Consider the following 20,893-nt stretch of genomic DNA (forward strand, 5'->3'; position numbering starts at 1 on the left):
GTGCCCTATTCTACTTATAGCGTACTTTTGAACCAATACTGAAGGCTTTTATAAAAAAAATCCCTGCTTCGATCTTAAAGCAGGGATTTTTTTTTTATAGATAGTCTCGCGTATACGAACTAACGTGTTAATCAAATTTCCATCTTACGAAGGCTTCAATAGCCTCATAGTTCGCCAGTCCCAACTGGTCGTATAAAGCTGCTGTTTCGCTCGTACGATCTTCCGCACGTACCCAGAATTCACGTGGATCATCGCCTGGGAATACAGGTAAATCTTTTTGAGACTGGTGCTTAAAGATAGCCAAACGCTTGCGATAAACTTCTTGTGGAGATAAAGGAACGGCCATTTGGATTTCATGAATTGGATATTCATGCCATGCTCCTCGGTATAACCACAACCAACAATCCTTGGTCCACTCATCTGTTTTGCTCAATCTATTTAATGCTTCAAACAAAATGTCAAAACATACTTTATGTGTACCATGCGGATCAGCAAAATCACCTGCAGCGAATACCTGATGTGGTTTTACATGACGCAATAACTCCATTGTCTGCTGGATATCATCTTCGAAAGATACATTTTTCGAAAACTTCTGTCTATCATAGAAAGGTAGATCCTGGAAGTGGATATTTTCATCCGGCAATCCTACCAAACGAGCTCCCGCGATAGCCTCTCCTTTACGAATCAATGCTTTGATTTTACGGACCAGTTCTGTGTCGATCTGATTCGGTTTTTTTGTTGCAAAAATTGCTCGCTCCTCATCGTAAATCCGGCCAATCTGAACAGCCTCTGAGTCGGCTCCGATCTGTTTAGCGAGATCTTCGGCAAACTCCAGATAACGTACCACATCATCGTCCCAAACAGCGGTGTTACCACAGGTCTGATAGGCAACATGGACATTGTGTCCTTGATCTGCCAGACGAATAAATGTTCCTCCCATGGAGATCACATCATCATCAGGGTGCGGAGAAAATACAATCACATTTTTCTTAGCTGGATTGGCACGCTCAGGACGTTGGGAGTCGTCGACATTGGGTTTACCTCCGGGCCATCCAGTGATCGTATGCTGAAGTTCATTAAATATACGGATATTAATATTATAAGCAGGGCCAGTCTCTGTAACCAACTTCGCCATACCATGTGCATTGTAATCCTCATCAGTAAGTTTCAAGATGGGTTTCTTGATTTCTAACGCTAACCAAACAACAGCTTTCTTAATGAGCGAAGGCGTCCAAGTAACGTCTTCTGCCAACCAAGGAAGATCAAAACGTGTCAGCAACGAAGCTGCGGCTTCATCCAATACAAATTCAACATGGTCGGACAATTGAAGATAAGTTGCAGGAATCTCTGCGGAGATTTCACCTTCAACGGCTTTTTTAATGATCTCAGCTTTTGTTTCGGTCCAAGCCATTAAAATGATTTCTCTTGCCTTGAAGATTGTACCGACTCCCATGGTAATTGCTTTTGTTGGTACATTTTCTTTTCCACCAAAAGCACGGGAAGCATCACGACGAGTCAAATCATCCAAGGTGACCACACGTGTGCCTGAATTAGGCGCAGAGCCTGGTTCATTGAACCCGATGTGGCCTGTACGGCCGATACCTAATAATTGAATATCTAAACCTCCTGCCGCTGTAATCTTCTGCTCGTAAGCCGCACAGAAAGCATTTACTTGATCAGGCGCTAAGGTACCATCTGGAATATTTACATTTGCCGGATCGATATCTACGTGGTCGAACAAATTTTTGTTCATAAAGGTAACATAGCTCTGATCGGCATCAGGTTGCATAGGATAGTATTCGTCAAGATTGAAGGTAATCACGTTCTTAAAGCTTAAACCTTCTTCTTTATGCAAGCGAATCAGTTCTTGGTAAACCTTTACCGGTGTGGCACCAGTAGCAAGGCCTAAAACAGCCTTCTCACCTTTCTCTTGCTTTGCACGAATAATTTCAGCTATACGATTTGCAACGTTTTTCGAAGCTGAATTTTGATCTGGATAGACGCTCACAGGGACTTTTTCGAAGCGTGTCTCTTCCAATAAATTTAATCTAGCCATTTTTTTATGGGTATATTGATAAACGTGAATTACAAATTTATAAAATTAGTGACTCAAGTTGAAGTAAAATTTTAATAAAGTAATTGTTTCTTAGCAATATTTTAAATAAAACCTTTTAGCTGTATTTTTAGCATACAAATAGCATTAAATTTGATTCAAAATCTCGATCGCTTTTGCTAATGTTTCATCTTTCTTCGCAAAACAAACGCGCAAAACCTGCTGATTTGTCACTTCTTTATAAAATGCAGACAGGGGAATTGTCGCTATCTTATGTTGTGTTGTTAAGGAGCAAGCAAATTCAAATTCCTTTTCATTGCTAATACCGCTATAATTTATATTCAAGAAATAAGTCCCTTCACACGGAAGAATTGTAAAGCGCGACCCCTTTAGCCCATCTTTCAGTAAATTTCTTTTACGCTCAAAAAAGCTGGATAGTCCCTTGACATAACTAATGTCTTCCAGATATTCAGCAATAGCAAACTGCATGGGTGCATTTACACTAAAAACATTAAATTGGTGGACCTTTCTAAATTCATGCGTCAGCTGCGGTGGTGCAACACAATAGCCAATTTTCCAGCCAGTAGTATGCAACAACTTTCCGAATGAGGCGACAACAAAACTGCGTTCACGTAAAGTGGGTATTTCCAGTACCGACTGCGAAGATGCCCCGTCAAACACAATATGCTCGTATACTTCATCGCTAAGCAATAGGATCCTAGTCCCCTCCAACACAGAGCCCAACTTAATCAGTTCTTCTTTACCCAATACTTTCCCCGTTGGATTATTCGGATTATTGATAATGATAAGCCGCGTTTTGCTGTTCATTAAAGTTGCGACATAATCCCAGTCAATCCGAAAATCGGGCGCCAATAATCGGACGGGCACAACCCTACCGCCAAACAATTCGACTGTTGGTGCATAGCAATCGTATGCAGGTTCAAAGATAATAACCTCATCCTCTGGTCTAACTACGGTAGCAATAGCCGTAAAAATGGCTTGCGTCCCCCCTGAGGTAATGGTTAATTCTTCCGTTGCATCGACTTCAATGTTATAAATCTGATCGTATTTTTTGACAATTGCATCGCGTAGGGACTGTACTCCGATCATTGGTGCATATTGGTTGTATCCATTTTGCATCGCCTCAGTAACCAATTTTACCAATCTCGGATCAGCCTCAAAATCGGGAAAACCCTGGGAAAGATTTAAGGCCTGTTGCGCATTGGCCAGCATGGTCATTTGGGTAAAAATCGTCGTACCGACATGGGGAAGTTTAGAGCTTAGGTTGAAGTTCATTTTTTGACATTTAATTAATCTACCAAATTAGTGGATTTTCTTATATTTGTAAATATATATAAGAATAGTAATATGATAAAATACATCACACTACTTTTTTTGATGCTGCCATTCTTCGGATCAGCGCAAAAAAAGGAACTTACCAAAGAAGAGTATATCGCTCGTGTTAAGGCTGCGCCCGATTCTATTTCAACCCTGGTTGACTTGCGTAGAGTCGGAGGTTATGATCCTGTTTACACAGAGCTGCAGGCACTTTATAATTCTTTGAGTAATACTGTAAAAAACTCAAGTGAAGGGAAAGAGTTTCAAGAGTATTTAAATACGTTAGAAACGGTGCAAATTGGAAAAATAGCACCAGCATTTACCCAAAATGACACCAGTGGAAACCCTGTCAAACTTTCGGATTTTAAAGGGAGATATGTGCTTCTTGATTTTTGGGCATCCTGGTGTCCCGACTGTCGAGTAGAAAGTCCAGATCTTGTAAAAACATACCAACAATTCAAAGGTGAAAACTTTGAAATATTGGGAATATCCTTTGATAAGGACCGCAACTCCTGGATTAAGGCCATTCATGCTGATAAACTATACTGGAGACATGTTTCGGATCTAAAACGTTGGCAGAATGATGTCGGAACATTATACGGTGTAAAATCTATTCCCCAGAATGTATTGATCGATCCAAATGGAAAAATCGTTGCGAAAAATTTACACGGTGATGCCTTACGTGCAAAATTGAAAGAAGTATTGAAAAAGTAACCTATAGCTGATCAATTCAAATAAAAGACCATGCACTTTTAAAGGCATGGTCTTTTTAGGTTTAACGACGACCGTGTTTCTCAAAAAAACTACAGCGAAAGGGGGACTCCACAAACTAATGGGTAAACTCTATCCCGTAATCCTTACTAGGCGCTTATTTACTAACCAAACAACATGCGCTTCTACTAACCAAACAAGGCACTGAATATATCCTCTAACTTAGCAACAGGCCGAATGGCAATATTATATTTTTTCGCATCGAGGCCTTTGGTATTGAATTTAGAAATAAATATACCATCAAAACCCAACTTTTCAGCCTCTTGTATTCTTTGTTCAATTCGATTTACAGCCCTGATCTCGCCCGATAAGCCAACCTCACCTGCAAAAGTCAGATTGGAGCGAATAGGTATATCTTGTTGTGAAGAAATAATCGCTACGACTACGGCTAGATCGATTGCAGGATCTTCCACGCGCAGTCCACCGGCGATATTCAGGAATACATCCTGTGCGCTCAGCCTAAAGCCAAAGCGTTTCTCCAAAACGGCTAAAAGCATATTTAACCGTTTCGTGTCGTACCCTGTGGAAGAGCGTTGTGCTGTACCAAATGCGGAGTTACTGACCAGTGCCTGCACCTCGATCATCATCGGCCGCATCCCTTCGAGCATGGATGCAATGGAAACTCCACTAACCGGTTCGTCGCGTTGCGAAATCATAATCTCCGAAGGGTTGGACACTTCCCGCAACCCCGACCCCTGCATTTCATAAATTCCCAGTTCTGAAGCCGATCCAAAGCGATTTTTTACGGCGCGCAAAATTCGGTAGACATGGTGACGATCGCCTTCAAATTGGAGAACGGTATCCACCATATGCTCTAAAACCTTGGGACCAGCAATCGATCCATCTTTGGTGATATGGCCCACAATAAAGACGGGAGTGCTCGTCTCCTTGGCAAACCGCAACAATTCTGCGGTACATTCGCGAACCTGAGAAACCGAACCCGGAGCGGATTCAATCTGTGCGGAATGTAATGTCTGTATCGAGTCAATAACAATGACATTGGGCTGTACCGTCTCGATCTGCTTAAAAATATTTTGCGTGGATGTTTCCGTCAGGATATAGCAATTCGCTTTGGATGATTGTGATAATCGCTCGGCCCGCATCTTGATCTGCTGCTCACTTTCCTCCCCAGAAATATAAAGTGTCTTGACTTGTGGAATAGATAAAGCCAACTGTAACATTAGCGTTGACTTTCCAATCCCAGGTTCTCCACCGATAAGCACCAGTGACCCCGGAACAATGCCTCCGCCAAGAACCCGGTTAAACTCCTGATCAGGCGTGGATATTCGAGACTCATCTTGGTAAACAATTTCGTGAATAATAGCTGCTTTATTGGCCCTTTTCGTATTGCCACCAGTTGTAGAACTACGCCATTCGGGGACTTTTGAACTCCCTTTTTCGACCACTTCTTCAACAAAGCTATTCCATTGCTTACAGGAAGGACATTGTCCCATCCATTTGGGAGATTCATAGCCACAGTTTTGACAGAAGTATGCTGATTTTGATTTTGCCATGCTACGAATTTACAAATTTATAGCCGTTAAAAGCGTATTGATATGGTCGCACGCATTACATCTTACCCAAGCTATTACGCATACTTCAATAATGCGGCATGTATACCGGAACGTTACTGAAAAACCTAAAAAAAAAGAAGTGTTTATTCTTCATTTTCTTTTAAGATCCGCAAGAAATTTTGTCCCATGATCTTCGCTATATCCACATGTGAATACCCTCGCTCCAGCAGTGCTTTAGTCAATAGCGGAAACTTAGAAACATCTTCCAGACCTTGCGGTGAGGATTCTATGCCATCGAAGTCTGAGCCTACCGCAACGTGATCAATACCAACTTTTTTGACCAGATAATCGATATGATCCAATAATTTCGACAATGGAGCATCCGCCTGTCGCTGAAGCTCCTTTGGCAAGTTTTCATACATAGACCAAGTACTCAGTTTTGATGTCCCATGATCACCAAATTTACTTCGATATAAATTCGTAAGCCTCACATCATAGGCAGGATCCAAAAAACCCGAATAAAAATTTACACCAACCACACCCCCATTGCTCTTCAGCGCCTCCAATTGTGCATCTTTCAGGTTTCGGAAATGTGGACATAATTCATAGGCATTACTATGGGAAACCAAGATTGGTTTCGTCGATACAGCCAGCACGTCATAAAAGGTCTGTTCGCCACTATGGGACAAATCAACCATCATGCCCAGTTCGTTCATCTTGCGGATAACTGTTCGACCTATCTCCGTCAACCCTTTATCTTTAGAATCCATATCATCCGATTCCATCGCGGCACAACTTGCCCAAGACAAATTATAGTTCCAGGTCAAGGTTAAATATTTGGCACCACGGGCATACAATCGCTCAAGATTATCAAGACTTTCTTCAATCATATTTCCACCTTCCACACCGATCAAAGCGGCAATTTTCCCTGTTTTTAATATCGAATCGATATCTCGTGATGACTTTGCCAGACTTATTTTATCGGTATTTGCCGCAATCATTTTTTCCAAGGCATCTATTTGGTCATTTGCGTGCTTGAATGCGCCAGTTTTCCATTTTGCATCATCGGACCATACCGCAAATACCTGCACATCGACACCACCTTCCCGCAACAGCGGCAAATCAGTAGCACCTGTCTTTAACCGTTGACCAATATCTTTCCCATGAAAAATGGATTCATAGATCACATCATTGTGTCCATCTACGACCACCAGATCGCGATGAAGCTGCTTATAGTCTTGGCAATATCCAATCGTATTCCCTGCTGTCATAGCTAGCCCTAGCAACATGAGGCTCTTGATCATCGTTGACTTTCATTGATCGATTCATAAATAGCATCCTGAATTCTGCTTCTGATATTCAGATCCAAAAGCTTGGTACTCACCTGAGGGTGTACCCGATTGGACAAAAAGATATAAATCAATTGATTCTGCGGATCAATCCAGATACATGTTCCTGTATAGCCTGTGTGACCAAAGACAGAGCTATTAGCGAACTTCGATGGATACTCATTTTTAGGATTGGGATCCCAACGGTCAAAACCTAATCCCCGGCGACTGCTTGTTGATTGCCTGGATGTAAATAAGTCAACTGTTTCCGTTTTAAAGTAACGCTCTCCACCATACTCACCTCTATTTAATAACAGCTGCCCATAGATTGCCAAATCGTTTGCGGTAGCAAATAGTCCGGCATGCCCGGCAATACCCCCCGCCATTGCCGCACCCTGATCGTGTACATAGCCTTCTAACAATGTTTTCCGAAAAGACGTATCTTGTTCCGTAGGAACAATTTCATCTTTAGCAAAACGTATTCTTGGAAGATAACCAGCGCGCTTCATCCCTAATGGCCTATAGAAGTTTTCCTGGACGTAATCTTGAAGTGGCTCAGCAGTCTGATGTTCTGCAACTTCCTTCATGACATACATGCTGATATCGCTATATACATAGTTTCCTGTGGGCTTTACCGGAGATTTTAACATCTCTGGCCACATGAAATCACGGTAATAATTGTTGAGGATATAGCTATTGTCCGCCATTTTTACTTGATGGTTAGCACCTGGAACTGAAACAACGTCTCCAGCTTTAAGATATTTATAAAAGGGAATAAAGGGTGTAAAACCGGCCTCGTGCAACATGACGGAACGAAGCTTGATATCCTTCTTATTGGTATACTTTGCCTGCCAAAGGTAATGCCCCATGGTACTATCCAAATTAATCACATTCCGCTCAGTAAGGCGCATAATGACAGGTGTTGTGCCGGCAATCTTACTGACAGATGCCAGATCAAAAATATCATTTGTTTTTGTTGGAATATCTTTGGAATAGGTATGGAATCCATAAGATTTCTCCAGCAGAACTTGTCCATCTTTAACGATCATGACAACCGCTCCAGGTGTCGCTTGCTTATCAATGGCTTCTTGGGCAATAGCATCAATTTTCTTGGTCAATTTCCCCAGATTCAGATGAGCGCTTGACGCAGAGCCGTACTGCAGCCTTGTCTGTGTAGTTTTGACATCACCGGCAGTGATTGGGACTCCACCAAAAACTGACATTGCGACGTGACGTTGTCCAGTTTCTGAAAACGGGGCTAATAGTTCGATCAAGTCAGACGACATGCGCTCAGTTAGCCCCTTTTTGCTTTTTTCATTTTCGAAAAAATGACAAAGGATGACTTTCTTGTTGTTTAATACAGCCTGTTTCAACTGGGCGAGACAATCTGCATCCAAGTCGTCTTCCTTTCCAGCGACAATAATAGTATTATAGTATTTTATATTTTCATCAAATTTACTAAAATCAAAAACTTTAGTGTCCGCATAACGGGCTAACTGTTCTGTAAACACACTATATTTTACTGCATTGGGAACAACAACAGCGATGCGAAGCCGATCTAGATTTTTCAAAGGCAGCAACTGATCGCGGTTATTAAACAGTATCGTTTCATTCTTAATAGTAGATTTATATTGAGCAAACAGAGGGCTAATGCAGAACAAACCTGCAAATAACACCCCAAAAAGTCCTTTTTTCATTCTGCTTTTATCATTTTTTAGGTTCTATCAAATAAAAATACGAATTAAATGAACAAGGAATACAGTGAGGTTAAAAAAAATCAATTTTGTTACGTTAAACGAGTCTCTGGATTAAAATGCCTTTTTGTTTTAACCTTAGTGGCACAAGAATCTTTAAGCGAATTTCAACTAATCTTTGATTACTCAGTTGCAGATTGCATCCTGAAGGTTTTTTCTGTAAGTTTGACTAATGCCAGAATTGATTCAAGATAAAACCATATTTTCCTTACTGGAAGTTAGCCGCAGTATCCAAAAGACACTTGCAGAACGGTATAAGAGTTTGTACTGGATTAAAGCGGAAATGAACAAGCTCAATCATTATACCCATTCTGGCCATTGTTATCCCGAGTTAGTCGAAAAGCAGGACGGTAAGATTGTCGCTGAAATGCGGTCGATCTTATGGAAAACCGATTACCACCGTATCAACAACAGTTTTCTCAAGATTGCCCAGGAACCGTTACGAGAAGGAATTACGATGTTATTTCAGGCAAGTATATCCTATGATCCGATGTACGGATTGAGCCTGCGCATCGTCGACATCGATCCGACATTTACATTAGGCGAACTTGAAAAGGAGAAGTTGGACAGCATTCGAAAGTTGAAGGCAGAAGGAATCTATGAGTCGAATAAACTGTTGAACTTCCCGGCTGTTCCGAAGCGACTGGCGATTATTTCAGTGGAAACGAGCAAAGGGCTTTCTGATTTTTACAAGATTATCAATCAAAACCCTTGGGGTTACCGCATCGAATGCACACTCTTTCCCGCATTATTACAAGGTGACAAGTCTGTGCCTTCTATTATCAACCAACTTGCCGTTATTGGCGAAAAAATCAGTTTGTACGATGTCGTTGCCATTATCCGGGGCGGAGGTGGTGAAGTCGGTCTTTCTAGTTATAATAACTATTTACTGGCTCGGGCTATCGCGATGTTTCCCATTCCAGTATTAACCGGCATTGGACATTCAACAAATTATACGGTCAGCGAAATGGTCGCTTATAAGAATGCGATCACACCCAGTGAGCTCGCCGACTTTTTGATCCAAAAGTTTCACAATTTCGCTATTCCGGTCGATAAGGCAGCAGAGCGAATACAGCAACTTATAGCTACTCGGTTTAAAGAAGAGCGCAACGTGCTATCTCAAACGGCAACGCATATTCAATGGGTCGGAAAAAGAGAAATACAAACCACTCGAACGGCCCTTCAGCAATTTCAGCATGAGCTTAGCGCCTTGATAAAATTGCGCTTTTACGAGCACAAGACAGCGCTGGCGCATACCGAGCGAATTATTCAGCTGGCTGATCCAATTCGATTATTAAAACAGGGTTTTTCAATTACCAAGGTGAATGGAAAACTGCTGCAGTCGATTACACAAGTATCACCCGGCGATGTCATACAAACCATACTCGAAGATGGAGAATTGCTAAGCACAGCGACGGATAAATTTTCAAAACAGGAATTAGACGAAGACGGTGCATAATTTAGCAATTGGTAAAAAAATTTAAAGAAAGCATAGCACAATGGAACAGAATTATACCTACACAGATGCCTTTAACGAGTTACAAACTATTGTAAGGGAAATTGAGAATGGTTCAACAAACATTGATGAACTGGCCGAAAAGATTAAAAGAGCCTCAGACCTTATTCAGGTCTGTAAAGCCAAATTAACGGCGACAGAGGACGAAGTGAATAGTTTATTACAGAAAATATCAGCAGCAGAAGAGACCAATGATCAAGAGTAGCTTCTGCAAGATCTGAAAGTCGGCAAAGTAGCATTACAGCCAACATTTATTTTTGTTGGCTGTAATGCAGGTGCATAACTTAACAATTTTCAGCAGGGTGGATTACAATGGCTTTAATTTATCCGGAGCGACCGCACGAATGAGCGCACGCGCTAAAATTCTATTCGGGTCTATGATAATCATACCATTGTGATCTCGTTCCGGAATAGCCAAAGGTAACTCTGCACATCCCAAGATAATGACTTGTGCTCCCTTTTTCTTCAAGTCATCCATGGCCGATAATAAATCCTCCCTCGCCTTATTGGCTATCGGCACAGGCTGTGCTTTTATTCCATATTCAGCATCATAGATTGCATTGTTTACCTTTTCTTGCTCCGTTCCTTCTGGCGTGACGACATCAAAGCCCTTTTCAATAAAAGCCGCTCGATATAAACTATATAACTGCTCTCCTGCAGTAGAAATAACACCCACCATAGTATCAGGATAGTTCTCGTGCACAAATTGCACGGTCTCATGCACAATATGCAATAGTTGCAATGCACTTCCTGTGCGCGCAATTTCCGCTTTAACGAAAGAAAAAATAGGCTCTGCATGTACGATATTTGACGGAATTGCCGCTATGGTCGCGCCCGCTATTTCCAATTTCCGTAACACCGATGCGATGGCCTTTCCGGGATTTTCATTGGATGTGTCCAATAAATACGCTTTCCGATCAGGGATCAAATGAGGACAAGAGAACAATAATAGCGGCAAGTGCTCCTGGTCGGATCTTGCCGCTGTTTCATCAATAATTTTTTTTGTAATATCTAGGCCGCTATAAGGACCAAGTCCACCTACTATACCAATCATAATGCTATTTTTATATCCAAGATATAACCAATAGCATCAAAAATGGTTTGTAGAAATTACCATTCTATCGATTGATCCTCATCAGGAATCTGTGTATTTAACTGCCGCTCAAGGATCAATGACCCAGAGACCTTGAATTTGATCGCTGTAGTAGAAACTAAGGTATAATCGGTAAATTCATAGTCGACATTGTTTAAAGTAATATAACGATGTAATAAATAAGGACGAACAGCATCCATTTGTTCCGAAATAGTATAACTCGCATCTTTTTTTACAGCAAACTTCATATTTGGGTTTTCGGCTCTAAAGGTCACTCCGCCTGTTTCATTAAACGTTGCAAAGACTTTATAGTTTTTTCTGTCTTTACGATCTTCATCAATATTCCCCGCATAAAAGAAAATGGTATTTTCATCAACCACGTAGCTTCTTATTTGACTTTTCACAATCGGTGTTTCACTTTCATGCCCATCCATCACAACTTTTAACGCTGTCCCACTGTACGTTCCTGAATAATTGTTAAATGGATTGACACGTAGTAATGCTTTTTTATAATGTTTTCTGGGATTGATTTTGTATTTAGCAGCAGGATCCTCCAAAATCGTCAGCGGAAGCACCCACTTTTCGGCCATATCAATTCCTTTCAACGAAAAATCAATAGCCATCAATGCTGTATTTTCCCCCGATTTTATATTCACTGTCTGAGGAATAGAAAAATAGCTGTTATCCAGCTGTTTGTAGTAAAAGTCTTGCCTGGTCTGAAAACGTTGGTAATTCAATATGCCCAGGGTATCTGCATCCACCCCTACACGTACGTCAAGATCCCCATCATTTGTTGTCGATCCACTCACTTCCAGCGGCTGTAAAAACGTAGTTTTTTGTCCGTCTTTATAACGGACATAAATATTGGCGACTCCCTCACTTTCCAAAGGGGCTTTAAATGAGACATAATGTTCAAATTGCTCCTCTTTCCATTCGTCGTTGCAGGCGTTGCAGGCGAATAACACCATCAGGAACAAAAGCTGTATAGCTGACTTTTTCATAAATTTTATAATTGATTAATCATTATAAGTCCAACCAGGATTTTGTGTTAAATTCTTGTTGCGTTTAAGTTCTGTATGGCTGATTGGCCAAAACCACATTTTGTCTGCGAAGGTCGTTTTCAGTGTCCAAATCGCAACCGGTTGGTAAAAGAGATCACGTTCTTTTTCATTCATCAAGACATTACAGCCATAAACCGGTAAGGCTTCTTCCACTGGAGCATCCATCCAGCGGCGTAAATCATAATAACGTTGTCCCTCGCCCATCAGTTCGATGAAACGTTCACGCTTGATGGTACGACGCAGTTCATTTTTACTGCTGTATACACTTTCAGCGTAATCGGGAACTCCACCGCGGATCCGTACAGGCTGAATACCTTTTTTCATTTCAGCGATATCACGACTTATCGTATAACTTCCCCCACGCCAGGATGAAATGGTAAAAGAACCGCTTAATTCATTCAGTGCTTCGGCATACATCAATAATATGTCCGCGTAACGGATTGCAGGCTCTGCCTTGGGAACCACACGTGATCCAACACCACCTTCGTAAGTATCGCTCGGGTGAACAAACTTTTTAACCCCAAAACCTGTACGCAACCAATATCCATTGGCGGAGTTAAAGCCATTGCCTTTGGGATCTGCACTATAATAAAACACTTGCTTGTTACGGTTTTCCTCTTTTGTCTCGTTCAGCAGCGTCCAAAAACTTCCGCTGTAAGCTACTGAAGCGTAAAACCTCGGTTCACGATTCGCATATTGCAGAGAAGCACCTGCACGCAGTGGTCGGTATTTTCTTGCATTATAATCGTCCTGAGTAACATATCCCGTACTTCTGTTTGAGCCATTACCTCGACCTATTTCCTTATCCTTACCCGGTACATCTGTACCATCACTCATATAATACGCATCAACGAGTTTCTGTGTCAGTCCATGGGTATTCCATCCTGTCGCCGAGCGCGGCAATTGATGAATAACCATTTGGTCAATCCCTTCGTTGGGCTGGTTGCTACCACGGGTAAATATCAGTTCAGGATTGCCTGAGGCAGACAACGTACCGTCGAAAACCTGTGCATATGATTTCATGGGGTCAATATTTGCCCACCCTTCGGGCCAGCTTTTAGCTGAAAAATTGGGATCTTCAGGAGGTTTGACGGTGGCATCGTCACCAGTCTCCTGAAAAGGTGCTGTATAAAGCTTATACACGCCGAGCTCGATTACGTCTCGTGCGGCAGCTGCAGCTTTCGCCCATTTCTCTTCCTTGAATTCTGCGGAAAGCAAGCGTTTGCCCTGTTTATCGACCAATAATGCTGCATAACCGGAGTTATTACCATTGGCCAATGGACTAGCGGCATAAAGTAACACTTTGGCACGAGCAGCTAAAGCCGCCCCAACAGTTGGCCGAGCAGAGCCGTCTTGTCCGCGCTTCATCCCTAAAGACTCCATTTCTTTAGCTGCCTGTAGCAATTCATCACTGATATAGGTTGCACACTCCTCATAGGTGCTTCGCGGAATCGCCAGATCATCATAGCTATCGGTATAATCCAGTCCTTCATCCGGCAACAGCGGAATGGGGCCATATTTACGGAGCAGCAGCCAATAAAGGTAAGCCCGTGCAAATCGTGCTTGCCCACGATAATCCGAAATTTCAGTTGCCGACATCTCACTGTTCATGTATATGTTCTGAATGAAGGTCGACGCATTACGAATGCCCCGGTAGGATTGCGTCCATGTGCCCTGCTTGTCACTCTCAGTATATTGGCCCATTTTGAACATATTGTAGGAGAGCTCATTTTTTGAGGGATCATAATCTCTATCTCGATCACCGTAATACATGTCGTCCGCAAAACAATGCGGCGTCATGCCTTTACTGGCAACATCAGCATTCTCGCCTTTAAACTCCTCAAATACATGCGCTAACCATTCTTCCGAATATACCTTACTTTTAAAGGTCTTCTCTATATTAAGTCGATCCTTAAAATATTGATCCGATTTCAAATAATCCTTTTTGCAGGATGAGACAAAACTTGCTCCTAGCACAAGCAACATGGCCATGCATATTTTATTTCTTTGCATCTTTCTTGATTTTATAGGTTGACATTGATACCAAATGTAAACGATTTAGGTAATGGATAATCTTCGCCCCTCGGCGTCGCTAGCTCCGGATCCCAAAGTTTGAATTTTGACCAGGTCAGCAAATTTGAACCAACTAAAAACAAACGGATGCTATTGATTTTTATCCGGTTGGTCATTTGCTTGGGCAGGGTATACCCGATGTCCAAGGTTTTCAAACGAAGGTATTGCCCATTCTTCAACCAAAAGGTTGACTCTCTAAAGTTATTTGGATTAGGACCATAACTCAACCTCGGATAAGAAGCATTCGGGTTTTCTGTCGATGGATCTCCGGATATATCAGCCGAAACCCAACGGTTATCGCCCATTACCCCCTTCAACACTTGTCCCCATTCACCTTCACTAAACGCATAGACTGTTTTCCCATAGGTAAAGAACGTCGATTTACCAGATCCCTGAAAGTGCACACTAATATCCAGGTTCTTCCAGCTTGCTGACGCCCCTACACCATAAACTAGATTCGGACGTCTGGTCGCTCCAATAGCAACACGGTCACCGTCGTCGATGATGCCATCGCCGTTAACATCCCTATATTTAATATCGCCCGGCTGATAGTTGCCAAATGTTTGCTTCGGGCTATTACGGATATCGTCATAATCTTTGAATAGCCCCAAAGCAATGAGTCCTTTTGCCTGATCAACCCGATAGCCTTTTTGGTTTTGATAGCCATACACGTTATATTCCTCATCGATCTCCGTGATTTCATTCTTACTATAGGTAATATTACTTCTGGCAGTTAAATTGACTTCGCCCACTTTCTGGTTATATAGTAGACGTCCATCAAAACCTCTTGATTTTACCGCTCCCACATTCGCGCTTGGTACAGATTCTAATCCGACTAGCGCAGGCAAATAATTTCGAGCCATATATATGCCCGTACGCTCCTCATTGAAGAAATCTAAATTAGCAACTATCTTATCTTTAAAAAGCGCCAGATCAAATCCCAGGTTCTTTTTAGTCGCCATCTCCCAGGTCACATTAGAGGAAGATACCTGACTATATTTCATTCCGCCATAGTATCGGTCGAAACCATAGTCTGCCCACTGATACCCCCCTTCAGGAATCCATACCTGGTTTTCAAAACGTCCGATTTCACTGATTGTCGATAGATAAGGGAAGCGTGCGCCACCGGATAACTGATCGTTACCTACTCTTCCCCAGGAGTACCGGATCTTGAACATATTCATCCACGAAATATTATCTTTCACAAATGGCTCTTCGCCGATGTTCCAGGCTGCAGAAACCGCAGGAAAAAAACCATATTGTCGACCCGGAGCAAAATTTTCCGAACCATTATAGCCAAAATTAAAATCAGCGATGTAACGCGACTTCCAGTTATAAGTTACCCGGCCAGCTAAGGCCTGATTTCTTCTTGCAATTCCATTTTTAATATCATCACCAAGATTGACTGTGCGAATAAGTGCGTCACGGGTAAAACGGGCTACGGCGCCAACAGTATGATTCCCGATACTACGATCATAGTTAAACATCATATCATAAAATTCGCGTCGCTCGCCACTGGCACTGCTGGCCTGATATAACTCTTGCGGGTTTGAAATATGCGTAAAGATCAAATTTCCATTTTCATCACGGGCGCGTTCTGCCCGCCATTGCTCAGGCCATTTGCGTCGGGATATCGTATTATCGTTATTGGTATCATATCCAATAATTCCCCTAAAACGTAACCCTCTAGTTATAAAGTCAAAATTTTGTTCAATAGAAATATTGGTCTGTATATTATTTTGCCAATTTTCATTGTATCCTGTCTGTGTAGCAACTACCCAAGGATTGGTCTGATTTCCTGTTCCAATCGCAGGAACATAACCATTTGAATAGATTACCGGCGTGCGAATGGGAGAATATCCGAATAACACACCCCAAAAATCATCATCACCTAAACCTGGACTATTTCTTTTATTGAGAGAGCCGGCAATACCTATTTTTAACACGGTACTTTTGGTTACGTTAATATCTGTATTCAACCGATAATTATACCTTTTGTAATTTGCGTTGGTATTGTAATCATTCCGTAGCGTTTCGTCGGTCTTATACATACCACCTTCATCGATATAACTTCCCGAAAGGAAATAACGTGCTGTGGCTCCACCGCCTGTCATATTCAGATTCGCCCGGTAAGTCATCGCGCCGTCTTTGAGCAATAAATCTTTCCAATTTACATTGGGATAGAGATCCGGGTCCAATCCCAAACGTAGTATTTCCAATTCCTCAGGTTGATAAATCGGGGCAAAATTTCGTGTAATACGTGCCTCGTTCAATAGATTAGCATAGGTAACGCCGTCTTCAAATTCAGGTGTAATGGTACGGCTATTATAGATATTCTCATCTTTAAAATTAATACTGATCTTACCATCTTTACCGCGCTTTGTTGTAATTAAAACGACACCATTTGCCCCTCTGGAACCGTAGATTGCGGTCACAGCGGCATCTTTCAGGATATTAATGGTTTCAATATCTTCGATATTGATGTCATTGATATTCCGCTCAATATTATCAACCAAAACAAGAGCAGAAGCCCCTCCACCAAAGGTTGAAATACCGCGGATCCAAAACTCGGTAATATTTTTTCCTGGCTGACCAGATTGCATCATACCTAAAACTCCGGGCGCATTTCCAATTAAAGCATTACTGATACTCGATGTTGGATTTCCTTTCATAGCGTTGACGTCAACACTACTGGTTGCGGCAGTCGATGTCAGTGTTCTTTGGGTACCTGTCCCGGTTACGACAACTTCATCGAGCACACTGGTCTCCGATTCATTCAGTGTCACGTCGATAACGCGATTATCTTTTACCAGTATTTCCTGCTTTTTGTAACCAACAGATGAATAGACCAGCGTCTTGTATCGTTCTACTTTTATCCGATAACTCCCTTTATTATCTGTTGTTGTTCCTAACCCCGGCGCATCCTTCACAAAGATGCTGACACCAACAATTGGTGCCTTTTGGGCGTCCACAACGACACCCGTTACTTCCAAAACATCCTGTGCCAGCGCACTGAAAGTGGCACAGAGGAGTAACATACATGTAAGTACTATTTTATTCATCATCTTATCACAGGTTAATCTTGGTTATTTTCATCCATATCCTCTAACGCGATTTTACGGATGCGTCGATTCTCGCGGTCGCCAATATAAAAAGCTCCTTCTTGCTCATTGTAAGCGATTCCCGATGGGCGGTCAAATCTCGCTTCCTCTCTCAAATCGCCATTGACATAACCATAAGGGTTGCCATTGAGGCTTGAGCTTCCCCGACCTGCAAATGTGGTTACAGCCCCTTCTGGTGTAAGCACACGAATCGCATGATTCATCTGGTCCGTAAAATAAAAGTCATACTGATCAGGTTTTCCCGCTTCTACGTAGGTTTGATTTTTCACGAATACACCTTGGTATGGTTCATTGACACGAGCGGACGAACCCACACCATCTTTGTACCCCGATTCCCTAACTTTTCCGCAAACCAGATAAGGCTGGTTAAAACGTTTCTTTTCCCAATTGTAATCGGCACGCATCATATAACCCTGGTTGATCACCAAGATATAAGCATAGTTTCCACTGGGATGAATGATAGCCCGGTACTCCCATTGTGGATCCTGAATAACATATAGAAACTCTGCCTTTGTTGTCTTATCTGTGAAATATTGATTGAGGTCAAAGCGGTAAAATTCCCCTTTCGCGTAGCTATTAAAGTACATTTCACCATTGACGGGATGAATGGATGCACCATTGCATTGTTTGCTTCTTGTCAGGACTTCCTTATCGAGGAAATTCCTTGCTCGCGAAAACAACAAGGTAGATTCATCATTTTCCCCACCACGGTCCTGCGAAACAATCATATAGTTGCCGTCTACAGAAAAGTCGACACTACGAGGACGATCAAAATCCGAACGTTTTTTAGTAATTGTGCTATCCTCGAAATTGATCAGGTATAGGCCATTATTATTATCGAAGGTCATCCAAAGATGCTTGGGGTTTAGCGGATCAAACTTCATAAAAGAAGAAAGCCAAAAACCACTTGCCATCTTGGTCTGATCAGCATCTTTAAACTTCCCGTCTTTCCAAGGCTCATCGCCACGTGAATTTCGATAACCTGCCAGCGTCGACACCACCAATTTACGCTGATAGTCAAAAGGCTCTTGTCCCTTACCGATAACGGGCTTTTCTTGAGCGCCCACGCGCACTTCGATATCCCCTTTAAACGCCTGTTTTGGTACCAGACAATAAAGATATTCACCCAGAGCATTGATCACCACAGCCTTTTTGCCCCCGATAAATACCTGTACATTTTTTGGATCGTTTCCAAAATTTTTTCCGTAGATCACCAGCCGTTGCCCCATACCACCTGATTTAGGTGCAAAGTCCGAGACAACAACCGGTTGTGAAGGATCAAAGGGCATCCCTTCTGAAATACTGCCAACATTGTCGTTCTTACAGCTTCCAAAGCCCAAAATAAGCACTGTAATGGTCCAAATCAACCGATTTAGGAATCCATTATTAGCAGCTATCTGTTTAGTTCTCATAAGGTTGTTAATTGATTAGAGTTTATTTTTATAAACATGAGTATATCACCTTCCATGAATCCTAGACTCACCGATCTGATACATATTCTTTCGCTTTTCAGCAATACATAACAGCTATTCTAGGGTAATTTTAGGACGAACGAATTGATGCCCGCCCCATCATTGGGCGAACGCTTAATTTTGACGTATACATAATTGGTTATTTTCTAAAAAGCTAAATGGTATTAGCTATCATAAGCTAAAAAAAGACTTTACGACAATAGTTTCAAAGTCTTCTGGTTTTTTAAGTTTATAGTTCTAATAATTTTCTATTTGATTTCCGCAATTCATGTTGACCTCCAACAATACCTTTCCCAAGGTCTGCACTAGCGTCTTCACAAAGACGACGGATGATTAATTTATAACTCGATTTTTTAAATGCTTCTCTAAGGTTCTTCTTTCTATAATTGATTAATCAAATTTAGATATTGTAACGATTCTGATAGGATAGAATTATCTCAATAATATGCGGATTTGTATCATGACTACATTCTCTTCAGCGATGGGTCATTCTAGAAGCAGATTGAGTTTGCTTCCGCTAACTTTTTTTTATACGAATAGGGCCTTTGATATGATTGATATCAATGGACTTTCCCTTTTGGGTGATCAAAACTTTTCCCTGCTTCTGCAATGAAATTGCTACATCAACAACTTCTTGCATATGTGCGCGCCAATCCTTTGGAAAAAGTTCCCTAGCAATTTCAGAAGGACAGAATGTCTTTTCGCGACCACGGGCTTCGGCAGCTGATAAGATGCTTTCAATTATTGCCTCTTGCTTCATAGTGTAGTAACAGACAAAAGCTTCTTGAAGTTTTTAATTGAACACTTTAGGTATCGTTTTTAAGTATGTTGCAGCGTAGGTATAAAGGTTCCTATGTCTTCTTTCTTTTGCATCGCTCTGAACAATATTTGACGTCCTCCCAATTTTTCTCCCATTTTTTACGCCAGGTAAATGACCTTCCACAGGTCGCGCAAATCTTCTGCGGTAGATTTTGCTTTTTAACCCCTTTCATCTTTCCATTGTTTTTTCATCGAACCGTATTGCACATTGGCTTCTGCCTGCTTCCATCGTTTATAGAACACTTCTGCTGCTGCAGCCTTCTCCCTATCACCCGTTCCACGTTCCAATAGCGCATAATCATCTTCTTTATCGTACTTTTTCCCTCCTTTATAGTTGGCGTAGCGACGTGCACGCGTGTATCCCATCTGCAGATATTTGCGTGCCATGTCTGCTCCAACAAAGTCATCCGCTTTTAGATAATCCTCGAATAAATTGAAAATCTTCTCACTGCTCTCCTCGGCAATGGCCTCAGTTTTGAAGCGCCAATGCTGACCAATTTCCGATTTATATGGCTCACAGATCAACACCCCCTGTTCTCCTTTACCAACTCGGTATTCGTCTGGTTTCGAGCGATAATCAATATTGGGCTTCCAGGGGTAGTCGTTTTTATCAAAGTTCAGGTAGCTCGGCTTTGGGATGCTCATATGTATATTTTTAGATTTTTACCTTTCTTTTAATAGGGCTGTGTGTTTTGTGCATATTTATGTTCACTATATTATGCTCATTTCATAAAGCTACCCCTATTTAGTTATGTAAAAAACTTCGTGTCGGTACAAATAGTTTGGCTAGAGCTATCATATTTTGATTCTGCTCATTTTTTTTGAAGACAAAATCAGTTTCTATAACCAAAACGTTGATATACGGGCATCTCGACAGTGCAAGGGGTGCCAACCATCTTAAACGTTTCTAAAAGAAACCCAGAGGCGGTTTCAACGGCTGTCCGACGGGGGGGTAGCGATATCACTTCAGGGCACTTTT

At 41.8% G+C, this 20,893-nt stretch carries 16 protein-coding genes; 3 read left to right on the forward strand and 13 right to left on the reverse strand.

What is annotated here, in order from left to right; genetic code table 11:
- Positions 1–127: 127 nt before the first annotated feature.
- Together nagB and B2107_RS13670 are read right to left on the reverse strand one after the other, a co-directional pair.
- Positions 128–2,056 (reverse strand): glucosamine-6-phosphate deaminase, encoded by a 1,929-nt coding sequence (gene nagB, locus B2107_RS13665; protein WP_293956206.1) that lies wholly within the window; start codon positions 2,054–2,056, stop codon positions 128–130.
- Positions 2,057–2,200: 144 nt separating this feature from the next.
- Positions 2,201–3,349, reverse strand: a complete 1,149-nt coding sequence (locus B2107_RS13670; protein WP_293956207.1) for a methionine aminotransferase — start codon at positions 3,347–3,349, stop codon at positions 2,201–2,203.
- Positions 3,350–3,421: 72 nt separating this feature from the next.
- On the opposite strand from B2107_RS13670, the gene B2107_RS13675 reads away from it, so the two are divergent.
- The gene (locus B2107_RS13675) at positions 3,422–4,105 is read left to right on the forward strand and encodes a peroxiredoxin family protein (RefSeq protein WP_293956208.1); all 684 of its coding nucleotides are present in this window, start codon (positions 3,422–3,424) and stop codon (positions 4,103–4,105) included.
- 185 nt (positions 4,106–4,290) lie between these two features.
- On the opposite strand, the gene radA is transcribed toward B2107_RS13675, so the two are convergent.
- The 3 genes from radA to B2107_RS13690 all read right to left on the reverse strand — a co-directional run bounded on the left by radA (position 4,291) and on the right by B2107_RS13690 (position 8,701).
- Entirely contained in the window at positions 4,291–5,676 is a 1,386-nt protein-coding gene (gene radA, locus B2107_RS13680; protein WP_293956209.1) for a DNA repair protein RadA, read from the reverse strand.
- 143 nt (positions 5,677–5,819) lie between these two features.
- The gene (locus B2107_RS13685; protein WP_293956210.1) at positions 5,820–6,980 is read right to left on the reverse strand and encodes a dipeptidase; all 1,161 of its coding nucleotides are present in this window, start codon (positions 6,978–6,980) and stop codon (positions 5,820–5,822) included.
- Positions 6,977–8,701 carry a serine hydrolase domain-containing protein gene (locus B2107_RS13690; protein WP_293956211.1) on the reverse strand — a complete coding sequence of 575 codons (1,725 nt, stop codon included), beginning with the start codon at positions 8,699–8,701 and terminating at the stop codon, positions 6,977–6,979. Before B2107_RS13690 ends, B2107_RS13685 begins: the two co-directional genes overlap by 4 nt.
- Before the next feature lie 229 nt (positions 8,702–8,930).
- Between B2107_RS13690 and xseA the strand changes: the two genes are divergently transcribed.
- Both xseA and xseB read left to right on the forward strand, forming a co-directional pair.
- Positions 8,931–10,217: an exodeoxyribonuclease VII large subunit gene (gene xseA / locus B2107_RS13695; protein ID WP_293956212.1), complete on the forward strand. Its 1,287-nt coding sequence runs from the start codon at positions 8,931–8,933 to the stop codon at positions 10,215–10,217.
- 40 nt (positions 10,218–10,257) lie between these two features.
- Positions 10,258–10,479, forward strand: coding sequence for an exodeoxyribonuclease VII small subunit (gene xseB / locus B2107_RS13700; RefSeq protein ID WP_293956213.1), 222 nt, complete (start codon positions 10,258–10,260; stop codon positions 10,477–10,479).
- Between the two features lie 102 nt (positions 10,480–10,581).
- Here xseB and B2107_RS13705 read toward each other — a convergent pair whose 3' ends face one another.
- The 8 genes from B2107_RS13705 to B2107_RS13740 all read right to left on the reverse strand — a co-directional run bounded on the left by B2107_RS13705 (position 10,582) and on the right by B2107_RS13740 (position 20,559).
- A complete protein-coding gene (locus B2107_RS13705; protein WP_293956214.1) occupies positions 10,582–11,328 on the reverse strand; it encodes an aspartate/glutamate racemase family protein in 747 nt (248 codons plus the stop codon).
- Positions 11,329–11,384: 56 nt separating this feature from the next.
- A complete protein-coding gene (locus B2107_RS13710) occupies positions 11,385–12,368 on the reverse strand; it encodes a DUF4973 domain-containing protein (protein WP_293956215.1) in 984 nt (327 codons plus the stop codon).
- 15 nt (positions 12,369–12,383) lie between these two features.
- Complete coding sequence (locus B2107_RS13715) at positions 12,384–14,441, reverse strand: RagB/SusD family nutrient uptake outer membrane protein (RefSeq protein WP_293956216.1); 2,058 nt, start codon at positions 14,439–14,441, stop codon at positions 12,384–12,386.
- 11 nt (positions 14,442–14,452) lie between these two features.
- Positions 14,453–17,566 carry a SusC/RagA family TonB-linked outer membrane protein gene (locus B2107_RS13720; RefSeq protein WP_293956217.1) on the reverse strand — a complete coding sequence of 1,038 codons (3,114 nt, stop codon included), beginning with the start codon at positions 17,564–17,566 and terminating at the stop codon, positions 14,453–14,455.
- An 11-nt stretch (positions 17,567–17,577) separates the two neighbouring features.
- A complete protein-coding gene (locus tag B2107_RS13725; protein WP_293956218.1) occupies positions 17,578–19,035 on the reverse strand; it encodes an IPT/TIG domain-containing protein in 1,458 nt (485 codons plus the stop codon).
- Positions 19,036–19,612: 577 nt separating this feature from the next.
- Complete coding sequence (locus tag B2107_RS13730) at positions 19,613–19,855, reverse strand: DUF3253 domain-containing protein (protein WP_293956219.1); 243 nt, start codon at positions 19,853–19,855, stop codon at positions 19,613–19,615.
- A 91-nt stretch (positions 19,856–19,946) separates the two neighbouring features.
- Positions 19,947–20,087: a DUF2256 domain-containing protein gene (locus B2107_RS13735; protein ID WP_293956220.1), complete on the reverse strand. Its 141-nt coding sequence runs from the start codon at positions 20,085–20,087 to the stop codon at positions 19,947–19,949.
- Complete coding sequence (locus B2107_RS13740; protein WP_293956221.1) at positions 20,074–20,559, reverse strand: DUF4385 domain-containing protein; 486 nt, start codon at positions 20,557–20,559, stop codon at positions 20,074–20,076. Before B2107_RS13740 ends, B2107_RS13735 begins: the two co-directional genes overlap by 14 nt.
- Positions 20,560–20,893: the final 334 nt, after the last annotated feature.

Origin of the sequence: Sphingobacterium sp. UBA7855, from assembly GCA_002500745.1 — a bacterium.
Classification (GTDB): domain Bacteria; phylum Bacteroidota; class Bacteroidia; order Sphingobacteriales; family Sphingobacteriaceae; genus Sphingobacterium.